The organism is Bacillus sp. LJBS06, assembly GCF_016924995.1.
In the GTDB taxonomy this organism is placed as follows: Bacteria; Bacillota; Bacilli; order Bacillales; family Bacillaceae; genus Bacillus; species Bacillus stercoris.
The window spans coordinates 3897635-3918659 of record NZ_CP070483.1 but is presented as its reverse complement, the minus strand read 5'-3'; the positions used below and the strand labels follow the sequence as shown (position 1 = coordinate 3918659).

Below are 21025 nucleotides of genomic sequence, written 5' to 3'. Positions count from 1 at the left end.
AAAGAAAGCAGAGGAGGGATAGAGATGAATGTTCCATTTTGGACGGAGGAGCATGTGAGGGCCTCGCTCCCTGAAAGAGATGCCGAGAGCCATAAAGGCACGTACGGTACGGCCTTGCTGCTGGCGGGAAGCGACGACATGCCGGGCGCGGCGCTTCTGGCGGGGCTCGGGGCCATGCGGAGCGGTCTCGGCAAGCTTGTCATCGGTACGTCTGAAAGTGTGATCCCGCTGATTGTTCCTGTTCTTCCTGAGCCGACCTATTGGCGTAACGGCTGGAAAAAAGCGGCGGAGGCTCAGCTTGAAGAGAAGTACCGGGCAATTGCCATCGGATCAGGTCTTCCGCAAACGGAAAGCGTACAGCAGGCAGTCGATCATGCACTTGCGGCGGATTGCCCTGTTGTTTTGGATGCCGGAGCGCTGGCAAAGCGCACGTATCCGAAACGGGAGGCGCCCGTCATCCTTACGCCGCACCCGGGCGAATTTTCCCGCATGACAGGAGTGCCAGTGAACGAGCTGCAAAACAAAAGAGCGGAGCATGCAAAGGAGTGGGCGGCTCGGCTGCAGACTATCATTGTATTAAAAGGAAATCAAACCGTCATCGCGTTTCCTGATGGCGACTGCTGGCTCAACCCAACCGGAAACGGGTCGCTCGCCAAAGGCGGAACCGGTGACACGCTGACGGGCATGATATTGGGGATGCTCTGCTGCCATAAGGACTCAAAGCACGCCATATTAAACGCAGTCTATCTGCACGGCGCGTGCGCCGAGCTCTGGACGGACGAGCATTCCGCTCATACGCTGCTTGCTCACGAGCTTTCTGACATGCTGCCCCGCGTGTGGAAGCGATTTGAATGATAAAAAAGCTGTCTTCATAGAGAAGACAGCTTTTCTTGATACCCCGCCCGTTTTTTCAGACGCGGTTTCATTAATACATAGTAAAGCACAGAAGGCACGGCCAGGCCGACAATCCATGCGATGTCTCCGCCGCCAAACATTTTGGCTAGCGGTCCGATGTAAAAGGTTGTATTGATAAACGGAATTTCCAACAAGATGGACAGAACGAACGCAATCGTGGTGATCCAATTGACCTTTCCATAAGGCCCGTTTACATCGAACATGGCTTTGACTTGATACTTTCCGTGGCGGACAAAGTAGTAATCGACTAAATTGATGGCCGTCCATGGAATTAAGAAATAACTGATGAAAAAGATAAAACTCAAAAACAGCTCCATAAAATTGCTTTGCCCCAGCAGGCTTAAGACTGTGCCGACAAGCGTGACACCCAGGATCATGGTGATTCTGACTTTGGGCGTGACTTTTAATTTCAGAAACGGCTCCAGCGTTGTTGTCGTGGACATGAAAGCTCCATACAGGTTAAAAACATTGATTGCCATTTGTCCAAATAACACAATGATCAGCATAATAAATGAGAAGGGGCCGAACAATTGGACAATCTGGCTTCCTGAGTTTGCCGTAAAGTCAGGAAGTGCAGTTGTAAGCAAAGCGCCGAGCAGCATCATCCAGATGGAGCTGACAGATGTACCTGCATAGCTGTACCAAAATGTTTTTGAAGCCGGTGTTTGTACTGGCAAATATCTTGAATAATCGGCAACATACGGCGCGTAGGCAAGCTGCCACGTCGCAACTGCGCTGACTGCCACCAAGAAAATGGGCAGATCAACTGCTCCGGGAATCCAGCTGCCTGCCGGAATAGGCAATTGAAAAATAAGAATCGTTGCAGCGAAAAACACAGCAAAAGAGGTCCAAGAAAGGATTTTTTGCATTTTGTGAATCAAATCATGGCCGAAAATGGTGAGTAAAAAACATACGGCGCTTAAGCCTATAATGCTCCATGATCCCGGGATGGGAACAAAGCTGCTTAAGGTTCCGGCCGCCAAAATCGTGCTGCTTGCGAAGAAACCAAGGTAGATAAACATGACTAAGAAGAGGGGAAGAATCGCTCCAATTACGCCGAATTGGGCACGGCTTTGAATCATTTGCGGGATGCCAAGCTGAGGGCCTTGCGCGGAATGAGACGCCATAAATATGGCACCGATTAAGGTTCCGCAAATAATAGCGGCAACACTCCAAAACAAATTAAGTCCCATTGCAACGGGAATCGTGCCGGTCACTAACGTGGTGATATGCATATTAGCCCCGAACCATACGGGAAATAAATCTTTCGCTTTACCATGTCTTTCTTCATTCGGAATATATTCAATCGTTCGCCTTTCTACTTTCAATGCATCGTCCTCCATATTGGATGTTTTTTTGAAATCGACATAAAGTCATAGCTTAACAGACTATGAGGGGGTTTACAAATAAGGATATGCAGCCAAACGTCTGGGAAGCCTGATCTGTCAATGGCTGAAAAGAATTGTAAAAAAAGATGAACGCTTTTAAATCCGGTGTCGTCACATAAGGCAGAAAAACAAAAAAAGGGGGGATCGCGGCCATTGGATACACACGAAGAACAGCAGCTGATACAACAGGCGAAAGAGGGAGACGACGAAGCGTTTACAGCTCTTTTCCACTATCATTATTCTTTTTTATATAAATATTTGCTAAAACTTTCTCTTCATCCTGACCTCAGTGAGGAGCTCGTTCAGGAAACCTTTTTGAAAGGGTACATTCATTTAAGAAGCTTCCAGGGCCGTTCCAAATTCTCCACGTGGCTGATTTCTATTGCATCCAGGCTCTACCTTGATCACCAAAAAAAGAGAAAGAGAGAATGGAAACGGAATCAGGCGGTTACGGAGGAAGCAATCCGCAAGATCAAGTGGGACGTGTCAGTGAAAGGAGCAGAATGGAGCGAAACGCTCGATCTGTTTTCAAAGCTGGACCCTAAACTGCGCACGCCGGTTTTATTAAGGCATTACTACGGCTATACCTACGCCGAAATCGGGCTGATGCTGCAGATCAAGGAAGGCACGGTGAAGTCCAGAGTGCATAAAGGGCTCCAGCAAATCAGAAAGGAGTGGGACGATGAATAAAGAAAAGGTATCTCTTCATTTAAAATCAGAATTGCAGAAAATTGATGAAACAGCCAATCCCTCTATACCGAATCAAAAAGAACTGCTTTACCAGCTGTCACAAATGAAAGCTGAACGCAGAAGAAAACTGCTAAAAGAGATCATTTTATTTGTATTCTGCGCGCTGATGGTTGTGAGTGCGGCGATCCTGGCATTCACTCAAGCTCCTGCTGTGTTTATTGTACTTCAGGTTTGTGTGCTTGCTATCCTGCCGATTTTGATTGTGACCGAGAAAAAAAGACAGCTCGGGGAATGCGAGGTGGAGCGCCGATGACACAAACAGAAATTGTCATCACGGTTGCGGCTTGTCTCCTCGTAGTGGCGCAGGGAATCTTTTTATTTATTGATGCGAAAAAACGAAATCGCATGGCATGGGTTTGGGGGATTGTCGGATTGATTCAAGTACCGATGCCGCTGATTTGTTATTACTTATTTGTCATTAGGCCGGATCGGAAGAAAAGGGGGATCAAGCAATGAATATTTCTTGGGAAATGATTTTGCCGCTGATTGTATTACAGTTGGCTTTGGCGGTGTTTGCTCTCATCAGCTGCATAAAAGAAGAGCGGACAAACGGGCCAAAGTGGATGTGGGCTGCAATCATCGTATGTATCAATATTATCGGGCCGATTTTATTTTTCACCGTCGGCAGAAAGCAAAGGTGAATGGCATGCTGTCTATTGAGTCATTATGCAAAACATATCGGCATCATGAAGCTGTAAAGAATGTCAGTTTTCACGTAAATGAAAATGAGTGTGTCGCACTATTAGGACCTAATGGAGCCGGCAAAACCACGACTCTGCAAATGCTGGCCGGACTGCTTTCGCCAACCTCCGGAAACATTAAGCTGTTAGGGGAGAAAAAGCTGGACCGGTGTTTGATTGGGTACCTCCCGCAGTATCCTGCTTTTTATTCGTGGATGACCGCAAATGAATTTTTAATATTTGCCGGGCGACTATCCGGTCTTCCAAAGAAAAAGTGCCAAGAGGAGATCGGTGAGATGCTGGAATTTGTCGGTTTGCACGAAGCGGCACACAAAAGGATCGGAGGCTATTCAGGAGGCATGAAACAAAGACTCGGTCTGGCACAGGCACTGCTCCATAAACCGAAGCTTTTGATATTGGATGAACCGGTGTCTGCACTTGATCCGACAGGACGGTTCGAGGTGCTGGACATGATGCGGGAGCTGAAGAAGCATATGGCCGTTCTGTTTTCAACACACGTTTTGCACGATGCAGAGCAGGTGTGTGATCAAGTGGTGATTATGAAAAACGGTGAGGTTTCATGGAAAGGTGAGCTGCAGGAGCTGAAAAAACAGCATCAAACGAACGTTTTTACCCTTACAGTGAAAGAGAAGCTGAAGGGCTGGCTTGAAGAGAAGCCTTACATCTCAGCTATTGTCTATAAGAATCAATCCCAAGCTGTTTTCGAGCTGCCTGATATACACGCTGGCCGATCCTTATTAAGTGATTGTATCCGGAAGGGATTGACCGTCACCCGTTTTGAACAGAAAACCGAGTCTCTCGAAGACGTCTACCTCAAGGTGGTGCACGCATGAAGGTGATGATGGCGCTATTGCAGAAGGAATGGCTGGAAGGGTGGAAAAGCGGCAAGCTGGTTTGGCTGCCGATTGCGATGATGATCGTCGGACTGACACAGCCGCTGACCATTTATTATATGCCGGACATCATCGCACATGGAGGAAATCTTCCTGATGGCATGAAAATCAGTTTTACGGTGCCCTCCGGGTCTGAAGTGATGGTCAGCACGCTTTCTCAATTCAACACGCTTGGCATGGCTCTGATCATCTTTAGCGTGATGGGCTGTGTAGCCAATGAAAGGAATCAAGGGGTAACGGCGCTGATCATGTCACGGCCTGTGACGGCAGCCCATTATATCGTGAGTAAATGGTTCACCCAAAGTGTGATCGGCATTCTGTCGTTCGCAGCTGGATATGGGCTTGCGTATTATTACGTCCGGCTGCTGTTTGAGGATGCATCATTCAGCCGCTTTGCCGCAAGTCTTGGCCTATACGCTCTTTGGGTGATATTTATTGTGACTGCCGGCCTTGCCGGAAGCACGATATTCCGGTCTCTCGGAGCAGCTGCGGCTTGTGGGATCGGGTTCACAGCAGCTGTTTCCTTTGCTGTTTCACTATTCCCAGATCATGCGAAGTGGCTTCCGGCCGAGCTTTGCAAGCAGGCGGAGCATATCCTTCTTCATGGAGAGCGTGCAGATTTTTTCGGATGGTCACTCACTTTCTCCATACTGTGCATCATGCTTCTTGCCATGTTTTCTGTGTGGCGCTTCCAGCGGTATGAAAGCTATTAATTGATCATGTTACGTTTTTGCGCGAGCATCACAAAAAAGGCGGCAAATGCCAGCGACCCGGCTCCATAAAAAACTCCCGCAAGCCCGAAAAGCTGTGCGATTTTCCCGGCAAGAAGGGGCCCGAGGAAGATGCCTAGCGCATAAAATGATTGATAAAACCCCATCACTGACATTTTTAAACGGACAGAACTGATTTCGACGACATGGCTTAGCAGCAGAGGAAAAACGAAGCCGAGCGCCAGCCCGATACAGGCGTGTGTGATGCAAACCGTGAACAATGTGGCTGAATAAGGAACATATAGCAAGCAGACCCCGGTGACAGCAAAGCTAATGAGCATCACGGAGTAGGCGATAGGGCTAGTAAAGCGCAGAAACACAAAGCTTAATGTGGCGGCTGCGTGGGGGAGGAAAAAGGCGCTCATCACCCAAAGCAGCTCTGTGTCGCCCATTCCGAGCTGATTGATGTAAAGCGGCGTAAAACCAAACACTGTCATAAATAATACGGCATGAGCCGTCATAGACAGGATGGTGAAAAGCTTCAGCTTTGGCAGCCGCAATGTGTCTTTGATGTATTGATTGACATGGATGGTGTCACGGTTCGCCGGAGGAGCAGACGGATCTTTAATAAAGCAGCAGATCACCAGACCTGCGGCAGAGGCTGCCAGCGCCATCCAAAAAGGAACCTGCCTCCCTAAATGGGCTGCGGCGAGTCCGCAGAACACAATGCTGACAAACTGAGGCATGACGGTAAAAAACTGCATGATGCCCATTGCTTTTGATGCATTGCCATTATTGAAATAATGTGCGTATAAAATGGTCGCCATCACCCACATAGAAGCAGTAATTCCCGCAAACAGCCGGGCGGCCAGCACGAAGAAGAATGAATCAAACACCAGAAATAGCAGGCTGCTTAGGAAGGAAAAGCCGAACCCGGCAATTAACAATTGCTTGCGCAAAGAAAACAGGATATCTGACAGAAGGCCGAGCGGGAAGCGCAGAAGGATTTGCGTGACCCCGTAGCTGCCGAGAATGATGCCGATTGCGCCGTATGAAAAGTGCAGATCCTCCAAATACAGGCTGAATACAGGCACATAAATATAGCCTGAAAACCAGAAACAAAATACCATGCATAAAAAAACGGCGTGATCTAAAGCGCCGATTGTTTTTTTCTGAGGAATCAAGTCCTGCTGTAATTCCATTGTTCTCTCCACCCCTTTCCTTCCAGTACAACACAATTATTGAAAGCGTTTCAATAGAAAAATAAAAAACAGGACTTCTAAAAAAGCCCTGTTCGCTGTTTTTAATACGGATCAGATGGATGGCTCTCCTGTTCAGCCTGCTTTGCAGCTTGTTCCGTTTCAGTTGTGCCGATCGGCCCGTTGCTGTTGTTTTCGGAAGCTTTTTTCAGCCCTTCCGCGACTCGTTTTCCATAGTCAGGATCAGCTTTTGTGAAATTCTCAATCATCTGATCCTGAATTTCTTTTCGGCACGTAGAAAGCGTATTCACCAAATTCGTAATCAATTCGTTCCGTTCAAATTCAGTAAATCTCCGGTACGTTTCTCCAGCCTGTCCGAAGTTGTTTGTTCTGTCAATTGCTTCACGCTTTACATCACCTTCGACATGAGGGGTATGGTCTTTTCCATCCTGCTTCGCTTCATTCAGCCCGCCCATAATGGATGGCTCATAGTTGACGTGCGGGTTTTGTCCTTCTGCTCTATCAACCCGATATTGCATTTGCCCGCCTTCTTGGTTGGTGGCGACATGCTTTTTCGGCGAGTTGATCGGGAGCTGCAGGTAATTTGCGCCTACACGGTAGCGCTGCGTATCAGAGTAGGCAAACGTCCGCCCTTGAAGCAGTTTGTCATCGGAAAAATCAAGACCGTCGACAAGCACTCCCGTTCCAAATGAAGCTTGCTCCACTTCCGCATGGTAGTTTTCCGGATTTTTGTTAAGCACCAATTTGCCGATCGGTTTCCATGGGAAATCGTCTTTATACCACAGTTTTGTCGGATCAAGAGGATCAAAGTCCAGTTCAGGATGTTCATCATCACTCATGATTTGGGCATACACTTCCCACTCCGGATAATCGCCATTTTCGATCGCGTCATATAAATCCTGTGTGGCATGGTTAAAGTTTTTCCCTTGGATCTCTTCTGCTTCCTTCTGTGTCAGGTTGCGGATACCCTGCTTCGGTTCGAAATGGTATTTCACGAGAACGGCCTTGCCCTCCTCATTTACCCATTTATAGGCATGTACCCCTGAACCCTGCATTTGCCGGTAGTTGGCCGGAATGCCCCAAGGCGAAAACAAGAAAGTGATCATATGCGTCGCTTCAGGAGACTGAGAAATGAAATCAAAAATACGTTCACCATCCTGGATGTTGGTCACTGGATCAGGCTGAAATGCGTGTACAAGATCCGGAAATTTCAGCGGGTCGCGGATAAAAAAGATTTTCAGGTTGTTCCCGACCAAATCCCAGTTTCCGTCTTCTGTATATAGCTTTACGGCAAAACCGCGCGGATCTCTCAATGTTTCAGGTGAGTGTTTTCCATGATTCACAGTTGAAAAACGGACAAATGCCGGTGTTTTCTTGCCTTTTTCCTGAAAGAGCTTGGCCCGGGTGTATGTTGAAATCGGTTCGTCTCCGAAGCTTCCGTACGCTTCAAAATACCCGTGTGCACCTGCTCCCCTGGCATGAACAACGCGCTCTGGGATGCGTTCCCGGTCGAAGTGGCTGATTTTTTCGAGAAAATCATAGTTCTCAAGCGTTGTAGGCCCTCTGTTCCCGACGGTTCTCACATTTTGGTTGTCAGTAACAGGATGCCCCTGCCTATTCGTTAAGGTATCCTCTGACTCATTTTTCCCGGACGTCTTATGAGAAAGCGCATCCTCGCTGCCCCGGGCATTTGATCCGTGCTGCTTGTTATGATGATCATCTTTCAATGGGTTGACCCTCCTTTTTTGAACGGTAACAATATTCCCTGAATGGAAAGATTTTAAAACAGCCGTTTTTTTTCATCTGCTTCGGGAATGGTACAATGTACAAAAATCGGTAAAAGGAGAGGTCGATTCGTGATGAGAGAAAAAAATCCGCTGCCCATCACGTTTTATCAAAAAACAGCTCTTGAGCTTGCCCCATCGCTTCTCGGCTGCCTTCTTGTAAAAGAAACAGACGAAGGCATAGCGTCAGGCTATATTGTGGAAACAGAGGCCTATATGGGGGCTGGGGACAGAGCGGCACACAGCTTTAACAACCGCCGGACGAAGCGGACTGAAATCATGTTTGCAGAAGCTGGGCGGGTGTATACATATGTGATGCACACTCATACATTGCTGAATGTCGTTGCCGCGGAAGAGGATGTCCCGCAAGCGGTATTAATCAGGGCGATTGAGCCGCATGAAGGCCAGCTGTTAATGGAGGAGAGAAGACCGGGCAGGAGTCCTAGGGAATGGACAAACGGTCCCGGAAAGCTCACAAAAGCGCTTGGCGTCACGATGAATGACTATGGGCGCTGGATCACGGAAGAGCCGCTTTACATTGAAAAAGGGTACACACCGGAGCAGATTTCAACCGGTCCGCGCATCGGCATCGACAACAGCGGGGAGGCCCGCGATTATCCATGGCGTTTCTGGGTGACGGGAAACAGGTACGTGTCGCGTTAGCATGTTTAAGGAAGAGGCAATCAGGGGAATGGTTGAGAAAAAAGAAGGGAGAATCGGAGCTTTGAAAAAGATGATCAAAACCGTTATCAAATGGGCGCCGCTCATTTACCCGATTGTTCGAAAAATCATGAAGGATCGAAAGGCATCTAAACAAAAGAATATGTCAACATCCAGAACAGCCGGCTGACCCCGGCTGTTTTTTTATGGGTCAGTTTTCCTCTCGTCCTCCGGATGTTCATTGACTTGCCATTCTCTCCATTATAGAATTTATATACATTTCGCATCCCTTCATCATCCTTTCTGCCTATTCACTGAATCCCTGCATCTACTAGATAGGAGGTTTTTCTCATGCTTCATGGGCGACTTCGTGATATTCTGCGCTTGCTGATGGCGGCTGAAGCCCCGTTGACAAGCTCGTTTTTTGCCGCACAATTAAATGTAACGACGCGGACGGTCCGCAATGATATAAAGGAACTGCAAGGTGTACTAAGCGGCCACGGTGCCTTTGTACAATCGGTAAGAGGCTCCGGCTACAAGCTCAGCATTAATGATGAGCAGACTTTTAGGGTGCTGCTGCAAAATGTGTTTCAGCAAAAAAAGGGCCTGCCGGTATTGCCGGAGGAGAGAATGGCCTATCTGATGAAACGTTTGCTGCTGGCGGATCATTACCTTAAGCTCGATGAACTGGCTGAAGAACTATTCATCTCAAAATCTACACTCCAATCGGATATAAAGGAAGTAAAGAAACGTCTGCTGCCTTACCGCATCGTCATGGAAACACGTCCGAATTATGGCTTCAAGCTGCGCGGGGACGAGGTGCAGATGAGGTACTGTATGGCGGAGTACATCGTCGATGAAAGAGAAACGGAGATGGATGTTTTGAATGAAAAGGCTGATATTTTGCCAAAAGAAGAAATTGAGATCATCCGTTCCGCCATCCTGAAAAAAATGAGAAACGACCGCATTCCTCTGTCCAACTTGGGACTGAATAACCTCATTATCCATATCGCTATCGCCTGTAAACGGATCAGAACGGAAAACTATGTATCTCTTTTCCCTGAAGATATGGATCATATCCTGCATCAAAAAGAATACCAGGCTGCAGAAGCCATCGTAAAAGAACTGGAATCAGCGCTTGCCGTTACGTTTCCGAAAGACGAGACAGCGTACATCACCATGCATCTCCTTGGCACAAAACGAATGACACAATCACAATGCGGAGAGGACACATTTTCAATAGAAGAAGAAACCGATCAGCTGACATTTGCCATGATCAAAGCCGTTGATCGTGAACTGAAGCTCGGCATTCTGCATGACAAAGAGCTGAAAATCGGATTGGCCCTGCATGTGAAGCCTGCGATCAGCCGCAACAGATATGGCATGAATCTTCGAAATCCGATGCTGGCAGCGATCAAGGAACATTACCCGCTCGCTTTTGAAGCTGGGATCATTGCGGGGTTGGTGATAAAGGAACAAACAGGCATCGACATTCATGAAAACGAAATTGGATATTTGGCTCTCCACTTTGGCGCCGCGATTGAACGAAAAAAAACAGAAAGCCCGCCGAAACGCTGTATCATTGTATGCGCTTCGGGTGCCGGAAGCGCCCAGCTTCTGCGCGAAAAACTCCGTTCCCATTTCGGCAATCGGCTCGATATTCTTGGAACGGCTGAGTATTACAGTCTTGACCAAATATCCTATGAATCCATTGATTTTGTCATCAGCACCATTCCGATGAAAAAAGAGCTCCCTGTACCCGTACTGAAAGTTAACACACTTTTAGGCGGAACTGACTTTACAAAAATAGAATCCATTCTAAGTGATGACAAGGAAAAAGCAGATCGCTATCTAAGAAAGGAACTCGTTTTTTTTCAGGAGGATTTGCGCACAAAAGAAGAAGTGATTCAATTTTTAGGGCAGAAAGCGGTCGAATGCGGCTATGCAGATGAAGAAATCATAGATTCCATTTTTGAAAGAGAAGACATGTCGCCAACGTGCTTTGGCAATCTAGTTGCCATCCCGCACCCGCTTGTTCCGCAGACAAAAACTACGTTTTGGGCCGTTTGTACGCTCAAAAAACCGATCGATTGGGAGAATCAGCGTGTTCAATTTGTCTGTCTGCTTTGTGTCGAGAAGGAGAACACAACAGATTTGCAAAGCATGTATAAACTTCTGGGCAGCATTTTGGATGACCCGGCGGCGGTGAACCAGCTGATCAAATGCCGTTCGTATCAAGAGCTTTCGGATGTGTTTGACCAAAAAAAGCTAAGCTGACAGCCTGTATATACCTTTTTTCCGTTTCCTGCGGAAAAACCTTGAGTGTTTATGAAAGCGATTTCATAATATGATGATAGCAACAGCAGGATATAACAAGATTGATCAAACTCTAGGGGGTCTTTTACATGAATATATTACTCGTTTGTGCAGCAGGCATGTCTACTAGCTTACTGGTGAGCAAGATGGAAAAAAGTGCGCAGGAACAAGGAAAAGACTATACCATTTGGGCAGTTTCAGGCGATTCTGTACAAAATCATATCGATAAAGCGGATGTACTGCTTCTCGGGCCGCAAGTCCGTTATATGCTTCCGCAGCTCAAAAAATTAGGAGAGTCAAAGGGGGTTCCGGTAGACGTCATTAATACCGTCCATTATGGCACTTGCAACGGGGCGGAAGTGCTGAAATCGGCTGAACAGCTTGGAAATGTGTCATAGAAGGGGGCGGGCTATGTGAATAAAGTCAATCAGATCTTAGAAGAAAAGGTCATGCCTATAGCAGGAAGAATTGCAGGACAGCGTCATTTGCAGGCGCTGCGTGATGGTATCATCCTCACGATGCCACTGATTATCATCGGCTCCTTTTTCCTTATCATCGGCAATCTCCCAATCCCGGGATACGCTGAGTTTATGGCAAAAACGTTTGGCAGCTCCTGGTCTGAAAAACTGGCCTACCCAGTTGACGCCACCTTTGAAATTATGGGGCTAGTCGCCGCGTTCGGCATCGCCTACCGGCTCGCCGAGAAATACGGCGTCGATGCTTTGTCGGCCGGAGCCATTTCCCTTGCGGCATTTTTATTAGCAACACCTTATCAAGTGCCGTTTACACCGGATGGAGCGACGAAAGAAATCATGGTCGGCGGCGGGATTCCGCTTTCGCTCATGGGAAGCAAAGGCCTGTTTGTCGCCATGATTATCGCGATGGTGTCCACAGAGATTTACCGCCTCATTATCCAGCGCAATTTAGTCTTCAAAATGCCGGACGGCGTTCCGCCGGCGGTAAGCAAGTCATTTGTCGCTTTAATTCCTGGCTTTGCCGTCATCTTTCTGATTTGGGCAGCCCGGCTGGCAGTTGAAGCGACACCGTTTGAAAGCCTTCATAATATTGTAAGCGTTTTACTGGGGACTCCGCTTTCCATTCTTGGAGGAAGTCTTGGAGGAAGCCTTGTCGCCGAAGCCGTCAAAATGCTTTTATGGGCCTGCGGACTTCACGGCGCCAACATTGTCGGCGGCGTCATGGCACCGATTTGGTACGGTGCAATGGATGCCAACCGAATTGCGTTCCAAGCAGGAGAGGAGCTTCCTAAGATTTTCACCCAGCAATTTTTCGATATCTGGGTCAATATCGGCGGAAGCGGCGCGACATTGGCACTGGTTGTCACGATGTTCCTGCGTGCCCGAAGCAAACAAATGAAACAGCTCGGAAAACTTGCGATCGGCCCGGCCATCTTCAATATTAACGAACCGATTATATTCGGAATGCCGATCGTCATGAACCCAATGCTCTTACTTCCGTTTATCATCACGCCGCTTGTCACAGTGACACTCACGTACATCGGAATGAGCACCGGCCTTGTCGCCAAACCGGCGGGTATCGCAGTGCCGTGGACCATGCCGCCGATCTTTTCAGGCTACTTGGCGACAGGAGGAAAAGTCTCAGGCGCGGTCATGCAAGCCATTAATATTGCCGTATCCTTTGTTGTCTACTATCCATTCTTCAGAATGTGGGATAAGCAGAAGCTGAAAGAAGAAAACGATCTGGAGCTGGTCCAAACACCTGCTGCATCAGATGACAAGGAAGCGGCTCTGTAGAGAAAGGAAGTGAATCGCGTGAATGAGAAAATGGAACAAATCATTTTTCAAATTATCCTTCACGGAGGAAACGGAAGGAGCTCCGCAATGGAGGCCATTGCCGCAGCGAAAAGCGGCGACGCAGAAGAAGCGCGGAAAAAGCTTCAAGACGCTGCTGAAGAATTGTCAAAAGCACATCACTATCAGACAGAGCTGATCCAAAATGAAGCGGGCGGAGATAAAACGGAAATGACGCTTCTGATGGTTCATGCACAGGATCATTTAATGAATGCAATGACAGTGAAGGATATGGCTGCAGAGATCATTGAGTTATATGAAAAAATCACCGAGCAAAGGGGAGCAAGCATATGACAAAAGGGTTGAAGATTGTAACGATTGGCGGAGGTTCAAGCTATACGCCCGAGCTAGTGGAAGGGTTCATTAAACGGTATGATGAGCTGCCTGTGCGTGAATTATGGCTCGTCGATATCCCTGAGGGCGAAGAAAAGCTGAATATTGTCGGCACACTCGCCAAACGGATGGTTGAAAAAGCAGGCGTCCCGATTGACATTCATCTTACGCTCGACCGGAGAAAAGCTCTGAAAGACGCAGACTTTGTTACGACTCAATTCCGTGTCGGACTTTTGCAGGCAAGAGCAAAGGATGAGCGCATTCCACTAAAATACGGAGTAATTGGCCAGGAAACAAACGGTCCGGGAGGCCTGTTTAAAGGATTACGCACGATTCCGGTCATCCTTGAGATCGCAAAGGATATAGAAGAGCTCTGCCCGAACGCTTGGCTTGTTAACTTCACAAACCCTGCCGGCATGGTAACAGAAGCCTTGCTTCGCTACTCCAACCTGAAGAAAGTCGTCGGTCTTTGTAATGTTCCAATCGGCATTAAAATGGGCGTAGCCAAAGCGCTTGATGTAGATGTGGACCGCGTAGAAGTCCAATTCGCCGGACTGAATCATATGGTGTTCGGGCTGGATGTTTTCTTGGACGGCGTAAGTGTGAAAGAGCAAGTCATCGAGGCGATGGGTGACCCGAAAAACGCGATGACGATGAAAAATATCTCAGGCGCCGAATGGGAACCGGATTTCTTAAAAGCGCTCAATGTGATCCCTTGCGGCTATCACCGTTACTATTTCAAAACAAAAGAAATGCTGGAGCACGAACTGGAAGCATCACAAACGGAGGGCACCCGCGCTGAAGTCGTGCAAAAGGTCGAAAAAGAGCTGTTTGAGCTCTATAAAGATCCGAACCTTGCGATCAAACCGCCGCAGCTGGAAAAACGGGGCGGAGCTTACTACAGTGATGCAGCATGTAACCTAATCAGCTCCATTTACAATGATAAACATGACATTCAGCCGGTGAACACGATCAATAATGGTGCAATAGCGAGCATTCCAGACGATTCCGCAGTTGAAGTAAACTGTGTGATGACGAAAACAGGCCCTAAGCCAATTGCTGTCGGCGACTTGCCGGTGTCTGTCCGAGGCCTCGTCCAGCAAATCAAATCCTTTGAGCGTGTCGCGGCAGAAGCGGCAGTTACAGGTGACTATCAAACCGCCCTCCTTGCCATGACGATTAACCCGCTTGTCCCATCCGATACTGTGGCCAAACAGATTTTAGACGACATGCTGGAGGCGCACAAAGCGTATCTGCCGCAGTTCTTCAACAAAATTGAAGCGTAAAAAAAGCCGGCCTGTAATGGGCCGGCTTTTTTCTTACTTGCTTTCAGTCAGCGCTGCGACTTCGGTCGTCCATCCGAATTCGTCTGTGACAGCGCCTTTTTGAATGCCTGTAATCGTATCATATAATTTTTTTGCGATTTCCCCTGTTTCACCATTGTTAATTGACAGTGTTTCACCCTGCCAAATCAGCTCGCCGACTGGGGAAATAACGGCTGCTGTACCTGTTCCGAAGGCTTCTTCAAGGATGCCGTCTTTATGGGCTTGGATGACCTCGTCGATCGCAATTTTTCGTTCTGAAACAGGAAAGCCCCAGTGCTTAAGCAAGGTAATGACAGAATTGCGCGTAATGCCTTCCAGGATGCTTCCGTTCAGCATCGGTGTTACGATTTCACCATTGATTTTGAAGAAAATGTTCATGCTTCCGACTTCTTCGATGTATTTCTTTTCGATTCCGTCCAGCCAAAGCACTTGTGAAAATCCTTTCTCTTCGGCTACCTGCTGCGCTTTTAAGCTTGAAGCGTAGTTCCCAGCGGTTTTGGCATTTCCTGTTCCGCCTTTTACCGCACGGACAAATTCACTTTCAACAGCGATTTTGACAGGCTTAATGCCTTCTTTGTAATAAGAGCCGACCGGAGAAAGAATGATCAAGAGCTTATACGTGTGAGATGCCGCAACACCAAGAAAAGGCTCGGTTGCGATGATGAACGGACGGATATAAAGGGATGTGCCCTCCGCATTCGGAATCCAGTCTTTATCGATGGCGACAAGCTGCTTTAAACCTTCAAGAACCTGTTCTTCATCAATTTGCGGGATGCAGAGGCGGTCGTTTGATTGATTCAGGCGTTCCATATTTTTTTCCGGTCTGAAAAGCAGGACATGGTCATCCTCTGACACGTAAGCCTTTAACCCTTCAAACACGGTTTGGCCGTAGTGATAGACCATCGCGGCCGGATCCATTGATAAGGATTGATAAGGAATGATTCTTGGATCGTACCAACCTTTATCTGCCGCATAGTCCATTACAAACATGTGGTCTGTAAACACTCTTCCGAATGAAAGCTGATTTGGGTCTGGTTTCGGTTTTTTTGTTGATGTCAATTCAACGCGAATCGTTTGTTTAGTCATGGTCAATCTCCCTGCTGTTAAATTGTTTATATTATCAAACTTATTTGAAAATAATTTATATTCTATTGTATACCTTCAACAAATATTCGCAATAGGTTTGCTCAAATTTGTAAGAAATTCATAAGAAAAAAGCAGGAGAAATTAATTCTCCTGCGAGTTCATTTGCTCGAATACCCTGTCATAATCGGCGCGAGTGGCATTTCGAAGACCTTCAACACGTTCATTTGTAATCTCTTGTTTGCCTTCCTTCAAGCCATCCAAGAAATATTGAACATATTCTTCAGTTGAAATGCCCCGGTACGTCAGGCCTTGTTTATCGCGCGATTTTTGGTTTAAGCCCGTGTCCACCATAGGAGGCGCCATTTCAATCACTTCCACGCTTGTATCGCGAAGCTGGTGTCTGAGCGTAAGCGAGAACGAGTGAAGTGCCGCTTTTGTTGCACAGTACACCGGATAAACAGCTAACGGGTTAAAAGCAAGCCCGGATGTAACCTGCACGATTGCCGCCTCGGGCTGCTTCATCAAATGAGGCGTAAAAAGGGCGGATAAATGGACAGGCGCTTGGAAATTAAGTTCAATTTCGTCTCCGTCCACAAAAAGCTCCTCTGTCCCTTTTTTAAAGTCAATTTCCTTTTGAATGCCGGCGTTGTTGACGAGAACATTCAGGGCCGGAAATTCCTTTAGCGCCCATTCAAACAATGCTTCCCGCTGCGACCGGTCTGCCACATCACATTGCTTTGTATGGATGTTTGGGAGCTGCTGCTTCGCTTCTGCAAGACGTGCCTCGCTGCGTCCGCAAATGATGACTTCATTGCCGAGCTCCAGCAGCCGTTTGGCCAGTTCAAGCCCGATGCCAGCAGAACCCCCTGTGATTAAAACCGTATTGCCTGTCATCTTCATGGATGTAACACCTCTTATTCAGTTGGCTGATTTCCTTTACTATTTCAAATCTTAGCAGGAAATATACAGCCGCGTCCTATGAGATGCTCAGGATGAAGTGACTTTACCGGTTTTATAAAATTCGTCAATTGCTTTATCGACATACACCCAGCCTTTCCAGCCAATGTGGATGGTGTCTTTCATGAAATACGGGTCATATTCATGCCCTGAGAAATCAGCAACCTGGAAGCCCTTGGCTCTGATTTGTTTATTTACCTTTTTGTAATAGTCAGTGCGTCCTTTTTTCGGGAAGCCTGTGTAATCGTACCATTTTCCGTTAACCGGAATAGTGACAAACATAGGTTCTGCGCCCGCATCCTTCAGGATATCCAGCATTATTTCAAAGTCGCCGTATTCCGGTGATACAGCATACGATCTTCCTTTGTTTTTCCCTTTCAGCTTTTGCACTTTTGGCTTCAGCTTTTTATAGACAGGGTTGTCGATACGAAAATCGTTAGACCCGGAGTGGCGTTTGCCCGATTGATCCGCCAGTTTATTCAGTTCAGACCATGACTTATCTTTTACTGACTGCGAGATATAACGCTTTGGTCCGGGTGATTCTGTCGTTGAATAATACAGATCTTTCTTTTCCAGCATGCTGTAATACACTTTCGCCGCCGGCTTCAGCGCGTTCACTTTCCACGTCTGGCCGTTTACGATTGCTTTGCACAGCTCGGAAAGAATCGCGTCGTTTTGCACAGCCTTAAAGCGCAGCATGCGTTTCATCATTTTCTTTTTTATTTCAGGATCGATCTGATCATTAAACGCCAAATCAAGCCCTTGCAGCGCAGAATAGTTCGGCGCGAAATGCTGTTCATCAGACCCGCGTTTAATAAACCATTGCGGAGACACGATGAATACGATTTTTTTGCCCTTCAGCTGATCCATATGGGCAGCGAAGTTTAAAGAGTGAATCAATGATTGGGACCCGCCTTTGCCGACAAGGTATGGCGTGAATCCCTCATTGTTTACCTGAAAATAATTAGATGGGTGGAACTCGTCCAGCCGGGAAAGCTCAGAAGACCCGTAAATCGGAAGATATGTCGGATCTTTGAGCATCTGATCTTGTAAATATAGCCCTTGAAACATGCTCGGATTCAAGGCTGTTGCTGACTCTTTCACACGCTTATCGGTGATGAAGCCTGTCAGCCATGAAGATGGAATTGCGATGGCGCCTGCGAATAGAATAAACGCCAAAATAATTGGACCGAAAAAACGCTTTTTCATTATTTCAACTCAGACAGCTGATTTACAATGTTGTTAGGGGTATTCCAAACGTCCCGGTCAAATTCAGTGATCGGCACTAAAATATCAAAACGGTTTTCAATCGCAAGCAGCAATTCTACTGTTCCAAAAGAATCAAGCAAACCTTCTTCAAAAATTTCAATATCAGGATTTTCCTTTACGATGTCATCCTGGCAAACCTCTGCTAAAACGTCTAATACCTCTTGTTTAAAATCCATAGCTTTCTAATCTCCTTTAATGGTGGTGATGAAATGGTTTTCCTGAGAAAATATAAAATCCGAAGCAAACGAAATGGAACGTGATCACAATAGCAAGAATGGTTGTCCAGCGGTTGGACGGCAGCCATTTATATTTCTTATTCCACTTCTCGAAAAAGTTGTAACATGTCATCAGCACGGCGTGATAAAGGCCGTAGATGATATATTGCGGCGCAAGCCCGTGCCAAACCCCCATCAGCATAAACAGCAGGAAATACCCGATGTTTGAGACAGCCATGCGGTTTTTGATCCACTTTTTCTTTGTCATCCAAAATACGAATCTCATAAACACATAATCTCTGAACCAAAATGACAGAGACATATGCCAGCGATTCCAGAAATCTTTAATATTTTTACTGATAAACGGTTTATTAAAGTTTTCCGGAGATTTAATGCCCATAATGTAGCTGACCCCGACGGCAAACATCGTGTAGCCGGCGAAATCAAAGAATAAATACATGCTGTAGCCGTACATGTACAGCAGGTTCCCAAGAATCTTATTGTGCGTGATTGCGTGAAGATTCATGATGAAGTACGTATTGATCGCGTAGCCGATAATAAATTTATACAGGAAACCGATGAAGATTTTATGGATCCCCGTATACAGCAGGTCGGCGTATTCTTCTTTCGTCCAAGCCTTTTGTTCATCCTTGACGAACCGGCGGTATCTGTCGATCGGACCGGAGGAGATCGTCGGGAAAAACAGGATGAAATACAGCAGGCGGTGCAATGGCAGCTGTTCTTTCAGCAGTCCGTCTCTTGCTTCCATAATCAGCTGAACGCCTTTAAAGGTTAAATAAGAGATCCCTAAAAAGCTGATCAGGTTATGCGGCGGATGATGCGGCTGCGGGTGTGAAAGAAACGGCCATATTTTTGACAGAAATAAAGGCAGAATCGACGCGATAACAGCCCCGCAAAACACAAAGCCGCTGTTCGCTTTCTGCCGGTATGCCAGATAGCCGCTGACCAAGAGCACCTGCCATATTGTAAACAGGCACAGTGCAATGACCCCATGTAAGTCGTGCGAAAAAATTAAAGCCAATATAATGATAGATATGAACATGTTGTATGCTTGAAATCTTTTTCCGTTTAAGCCGAAGATGATCGTCGGCAGGAGAAGAATGCCAAGCAGTATAAAGAATAAAAACGAGCTGTAAGGCGTCATACAAGAACCTCTTCGCCAATGCGTTTTCGGTCAATTTTGCCGTTAGCCGTCATTTGAATGTGATCCTGATAGATAAATTTTCTCGGGATCATATATGCCGGAAGAGAAGCGGCAAGCTCTTTTTTAATAGCGCTTGTCAGCTGGAATTCCTTCTGGAAATCATGCTCCTCAGGCACAATAGCAGCGATCAGGTACTCAACTGTTCCGTTTGGCTGATAAGGAATCACGACAGCAGAGCGAACGTACTGTGACTGTCTGACATGAAACTCGATTTCCTCCAGTTCCATTCGGTAACCGTGAAGTTTAATCTGAAAATCCAAACGCCCTTGGCAGAAAATCTGACCGTCTTGAATAAAGCCGGCATCGCCAGTCCGGTATGCCCACTGGCCTTCATGAGAGAAAAACGCTTTTTCCGTCAGTTCCGGCTCACCAAGGTAGCCTCGGCTTACGCTCGGCCCTGCAATGACGATTTCCCCTTTTTCTCCATCAGGAAGCGGCTGTCCCTGTTCATCCATAATGAAAATGTTCATATCTGGTTTGGCGAAGCCCACTGGAAGCGATTCGCTGCGGCTGATCACGTCATCCGTAATTTCAACCGATGTGACAGCCACTGTCGCTTCAGTCGGGCCGTACGTATTAAAAACCTTTGCTTTCGGAAAACGCTCAAGCAGCGCTTTTGCCACAGAAACCGGAAGAACCTCTCCGCAAAACATAAATGTGTCCGCACCAGGCAGCAGGTCCTGTGAAAAACCCGGGTCCATCAAGCACATTTGCACAAAGGAAGGTGTTGATGTCCACACATTCAGCCCGGACTTCTTCAGCTCTTCAAATAAGATTTTCGGCTTATTCACAGCATCCTTTGTCACGCAATGTAAAGTCCCGCCTGATTGCAGGCACGGATATAGGTCCATGACAGATAAATCAAATGAGAATGGCGCTTGGTTTAAAAATGTTTTTCCGCCGTTGACTGGGAAGTCTGCACAAATCCAGTCTGTGAAGCTTTGAAGGTTAGAAGCGGAAATCTGCACGCCTTTCGGATTTCCTGTGCTTCCAGAAGTGTAAATGATATAAAACGTTTCGTGTTCTTTGACCCATTGATCTTCGGTGACAGAGCCGCCTTCGTTTTCCAGCAGTTCTTCCGCTGAAACGGCTTGAATCTGCTGGCTGACTGCATCAATTGGAAGTCCGGTTGCATGGATCAGCAACTCTGCTCCAGAGCTTTCGATAATTTTCGCAATCCGTTCAGCCGGAATGGACAGATCAACCGGAATATAAGGATGTCCCGCTTTGACGCTTCCCAAGAAGGAAACGATCATGTGCGGCTCCATATGGCCGTACACAAGGATAGGAGATTTCTTTTCCCCAGAAATGCGTTTTTGGATTGCGGCAGCCGCGCGGTCAGACTGCTCCCATAACTCCTGATACGTGAGCGACTGGCCTTGAGAGCGGAAGGCATCGGTTTGCGGATAAGTTTCCGCATGTGTTTGAATAGCATGTAAAAGTTTCATA

The 21025-nt window shown here is 47.1% G+C and carries 23 protein-coding genes; 14 read left to right on the top strand and 9 right to left on the bottom strand.

Going from position 1 to position 21025, the window contains the following annotated elements; translation table 11 throughout:
• Positions 1–24: 24 nt before the first annotated feature.
• Entirely contained in the window at positions 25–855 is an 831-nt protein-coding gene (locus tag JQX68_RS19895; RefSeq protein ID WP_147772707.1) for an NAD(P)H-hydrate dehydratase, read from the top strand.
• Between the two features lie 14 nt (positions 856–869).
• Here the strand turns inward: JQX68_RS19895 and JQX68_RS19890 are convergent, their stop codons facing one another.
• Positions 870–2243, bottom strand: a complete 1374-nt coding sequence (locus tag JQX68_RS19890; RefSeq protein ID WP_014665910.1) for a cytosine permease — start codon at positions 2241–2243, stop codon at positions 870–872.
• Positions 2244–2456: 213 nt separating this feature from the next.
• Between JQX68_RS19890 and sigY the strand changes: the two genes are divergently transcribed.
• The 6 genes from sigY to JQX68_RS19860 are packed head-to-tail and all read left to right on the top strand — an operon-like array spanning position 2457 to position 5360.
• A complete protein-coding gene (sigY, locus tag JQX68_RS19885) occupies positions 2457–2993 on the top strand; it encodes an RNA polymerase sigma factor SigY (protein ID WP_014665908.1) in 537 nt (178 codons plus the stop codon).
• Positions 2986–3306, top strand: coding sequence for a YxlC family protein (locus tag JQX68_RS19880; protein ID WP_014665907.1), 321 nt, complete (start codon positions 2986–2988; stop codon positions 3304–3306). The genes sigY and JQX68_RS19880 overlap by 8 nt, the downstream gene beginning before the upstream one ends.
• Entirely contained in the window at positions 3303–3509 is a 207-nt protein-coding gene (gene yxlD, locus JQX68_RS19875) for a sigma Y negative regulator YxlD (RefSeq protein ID WP_014665906.1), read from the top strand. Before JQX68_RS19880 ends, yxlD begins: the two co-directional genes overlap by 4 nt.
• Positions 3506–3694, top strand: coding sequence for a sigma Y negative regulator YxlE (gene yxlE, locus JQX68_RS19870; RefSeq protein ID WP_003227293.1), 189 nt, complete (start codon positions 3506–3508; stop codon positions 3692–3694). The genes yxlD and yxlE overlap by 4 nt, the downstream gene beginning before the upstream one ends.
• Before the next feature lie 5 nt (positions 3695–3699).
• Positions 3700–4587, top strand: coding sequence for an ABC transporter ATP-binding protein (locus tag JQX68_RS19865; protein WP_103031223.1), 888 nt, complete (start codon positions 3700–3702; stop codon positions 4585–4587).
• Positions 4584–5360 (top strand): ABC transporter permease, encoded by a 777-nt coding sequence (locus tag JQX68_RS19860; protein ID WP_147772705.1) that lies wholly within the window; start codon positions 4584–4586, stop codon positions 5358–5360. Before JQX68_RS19865 ends, JQX68_RS19860 begins: the two co-directional genes overlap by 4 nt.
• Here the strand turns inward: JQX68_RS19860 and JQX68_RS19855 are convergent.
• Complete coding sequence (locus JQX68_RS19855; protein ID WP_147772704.1) at positions 5357–6559, bottom strand: MFS transporter; 1203 nt, start codon at positions 6557–6559, stop codon at positions 5357–5359. The two genes, JQX68_RS19860 and JQX68_RS19855, sit on opposite strands and share 4 nt — an antisense overlap.
• A 101-nt stretch (positions 6560–6660) precedes the next feature.
• Positions 6661–8304, bottom strand: a complete 1644-nt coding sequence (gene katX / locus JQX68_RS19850; RefSeq protein ID WP_147772703.1) for a catalase KatX — start codon at positions 8302–8304, stop codon at positions 6661–6663.
• Positions 8305–8433: 129 nt separating this feature from the next.
• Here katX and JQX68_RS19845 point away from each other — a divergent pair, with 129 nt between their 5' ends.
• From JQX68_RS19845 to licH, 7 genes are all read left to right on the top strand, one after another.
• A complete protein-coding gene (locus JQX68_RS19845; protein ID WP_147772702.1) occupies positions 8434–9024 on the top strand; it encodes a DNA-3-methyladenine glycosylase in 591 nt (196 codons plus the stop codon).
• A gap of 28 nt (positions 9025–9052) precedes the next feature.
• Positions 9053–9211: a hypothetical protein gene (locus JQX68_RS19840; RefSeq protein ID WP_014665900.1), complete on the top strand. Its 159-nt coding sequence runs from the start codon at positions 9053–9055 to the stop codon at positions 9209–9211.
• 161 nt (positions 9212–9372) lie between these two features.
• Positions 9373–11298, top strand: a complete 1926-nt coding sequence (gene licR, locus JQX68_RS19835) for a transcriptional regulator LicR (protein WP_147772701.1) — start codon at positions 9373–9375, stop codon at positions 11296–11298.
• Between the two features lie 128 nt (positions 11299–11426).
• Positions 11427–11735, top strand: a complete 309-nt coding sequence (gene licB / locus JQX68_RS19830) for a PTS lichenan transporter subunit IIB (protein ID WP_069150575.1) — start codon at positions 11427–11429, stop codon at positions 11733–11735.
• A 15-nt stretch (positions 11736–11750) separates the two neighbouring features.
• A complete protein-coding gene (licC, locus tag JQX68_RS19825; protein WP_014665896.1) occupies positions 11751–13109 on the top strand; it encodes a PTS lichenan transporter subunit IIC in 1359 nt (452 codons plus the stop codon).
• An 18-nt stretch (positions 13110–13127) separates the two neighbouring features.
• Positions 13128–13460, top strand: coding sequence for a PTS lichenan transporter subunit IIA (gene licA, locus JQX68_RS19820; protein WP_040081398.1), 333 nt, complete (start codon positions 13128–13130; stop codon positions 13458–13460).
• Positions 13457–14785 carry a 6-phospho-beta-glucosidase LicH gene (gene licH, locus JQX68_RS19815; protein WP_040081400.1) on the top strand — a complete coding sequence of 443 codons (1329 nt, stop codon included), beginning with the start codon at positions 13457–13459 and terminating at the stop codon, positions 14783–14785. Before licA ends, licH begins: the two co-directional genes overlap by 4 nt.
• Before the next feature lie 33 nt (positions 14786–14818).
• Here licH and JQX68_RS19810 read toward each other — a convergent pair whose 3' ends face one another.
• From JQX68_RS19810 to dltA, 6 genes are all read right to left on the bottom strand, one after another.
• Positions 14819–15910, bottom strand: coding sequence for a branched-chain amino acid aminotransferase (locus JQX68_RS19810; RefSeq protein WP_014665893.1), 1092 nt, complete (start codon positions 15908–15910; stop codon positions 14819–14821).
• 141 nt (positions 15911–16051) lie between these two features.
• The gene (locus JQX68_RS19805; RefSeq protein WP_040081403.1) at positions 16052–16810 is read right to left on the bottom strand and encodes an SDR family oxidoreductase; all 759 of its coding nucleotides are present in this window, start codon (positions 16808–16810) and stop codon (positions 16052–16054) included.
• A gap of 87 nt (positions 16811–16897) precedes the next feature.
• Positions 16898–18076, bottom strand: a complete 1179-nt coding sequence (dltD, locus tag JQX68_RS19800; protein WP_069838438.1) for a D-alanyl-lipoteichoic acid biosynthesis protein DltD — start codon at positions 18074–18076, stop codon at positions 16898–16900.
• The gene (gene dltC / locus JQX68_RS19795; RefSeq protein WP_003227325.1) at positions 18076–18312 is read right to left on the bottom strand and encodes a D-alanine--poly(phosphoribitol) ligase subunit 2; all 237 of its coding nucleotides are present in this window, start codon (positions 18310–18312) and stop codon (positions 18076–18078) included. Before dltC ends, dltD begins: the two co-directional genes overlap by 1 nt.
• 16 nt (positions 18313–18328) lie before the next feature.
• The gene (gene dltB, locus JQX68_RS19790; RefSeq protein ID WP_147772700.1) at positions 18329–19516 is read right to left on the bottom strand and encodes a D-alanyl-lipoteichoic acid biosynthesis protein DltB; all 1188 of its coding nucleotides are present in this window, start codon (positions 19514–19516) and stop codon (positions 18329–18331) included.
• Complete coding sequence (dltA, locus tag JQX68_RS19785; protein ID WP_147772699.1) at positions 19513–21024, bottom strand: D-alanine--poly(phosphoribitol) ligase subunit DltA; 1512 nt, start codon at positions 21022–21024, stop codon at positions 19513–19515. The genes dltB and dltA overlap by 4 nt, the downstream gene beginning before the upstream one ends.
• Between the last annotated feature and the right edge of the window lies 1 nt (position 21025).

Bases quoted from the DNA above. Each gene is read 5' to 3' on its own strand.
- JQX68_RS19880 (WP_014665907.1), top strand. From the start codon at position 2,986: ATGAATAAAGAAAAGGTATCTCTTCATTTAAAATCAGAATTGCAGAAA.
- yxlE (WP_003227293.1), top strand. From the start codon at position 3,506: ATGAATATTTCTTGGGAAATGATTTTGCCGCTGATTGTATTACAGTTG.
- yxlD (WP_014665906.1), top strand. From the start codon at position 3,303: ATGACACAAACAGAAATTGTCATCACGGTTGCGGCTTGTCTCCTCGTA.
- JQX68_RS19860 (WP_147772705.1), top strand. From the start codon at position 4,584: ATGAAGGTGATGATGGCGCTATTGCAGAAGGAATGGCTGGAAGGGTGG.
- JQX68_RS19865 (WP_103031223.1), top strand. From the start codon at position 3,700: ATGCTGTCTATTGAGTCATTATGCAAAACATATCGGCATCATGAAGCT.
- JQX68_RS19840 (WP_014665900.1), top strand. From the start codon at position 9,053: ATGGTTGAGAAAAAAGAAGGGAGAATCGGAGCTTTGAAAAAGATGATC.
- dltA (WP_147772699.1), bottom strand. From the start codon at position 21,024: ATGAAACTTTTACATGCTATTCAAACACATGCGGAAACTTATCCGCAA.
- JQX68_RS19805 (WP_040081403.1), bottom strand. From the start codon at position 16,810: ATGAAGATGACAGGCAATACGGTTTTAATCACAGGGGGTTCTGCTGGC.
- dltD (WP_069838438.1), bottom strand. From the start codon at position 18,076: ATGAAAAAGCGTTTTTTCGGTCCAATTATTTTGGCGTTTATTCTATTC.
- dltC (WP_003227325.1), bottom strand. From the start codon at position 18,312: ATGGATTTTAAACAAGAGGTATTAGACGTTTTAGCAGAGGTTTGCCAG.
- licB (WP_069150575.1), top strand. From the start codon at position 11,427: ATGAATATATTACTCGTTTGTGCAGCAGGCATGTCTACTAGCTTACTG.
- dltB (WP_147772700.1), bottom strand. From the start codon at position 19,516: ATGACGCCTTACAGCTCGTTTTTATTCTTTATACTGCTTGGCATTCTT.
- JQX68_RS19855 (WP_147772704.1), bottom strand. From the start codon at position 6,559: ATGGAATTACAGCAGGACTTGATTCCTCAGAAAAAAACAATCGGCGCT.
- licR (WP_147772701.1), top strand. From the start codon at position 9,373: ATGCTTCATGGGCGACTTCGTGATATTCTGCGCTTGCTGATGGCGGCT.
- JQX68_RS19895 (WP_147772707.1), top strand. From the start codon at position 25: ATGAATGTTCCATTTTGGACGGAGGAGCATGTGAGGGCCTCGCTCCCT.
- licH (WP_040081400.1), top strand. From the start codon at position 13,457: ATGACAAAAGGGTTGAAGATTGTAACGATTGGCGGAGGTTCAAGCTAT.
- JQX68_RS19810 (WP_014665893.1), bottom strand. From the start codon at position 15,910: ATGACTAAACAAACGATTCGCGTTGAATTGACATCAACAAAAAAACCG.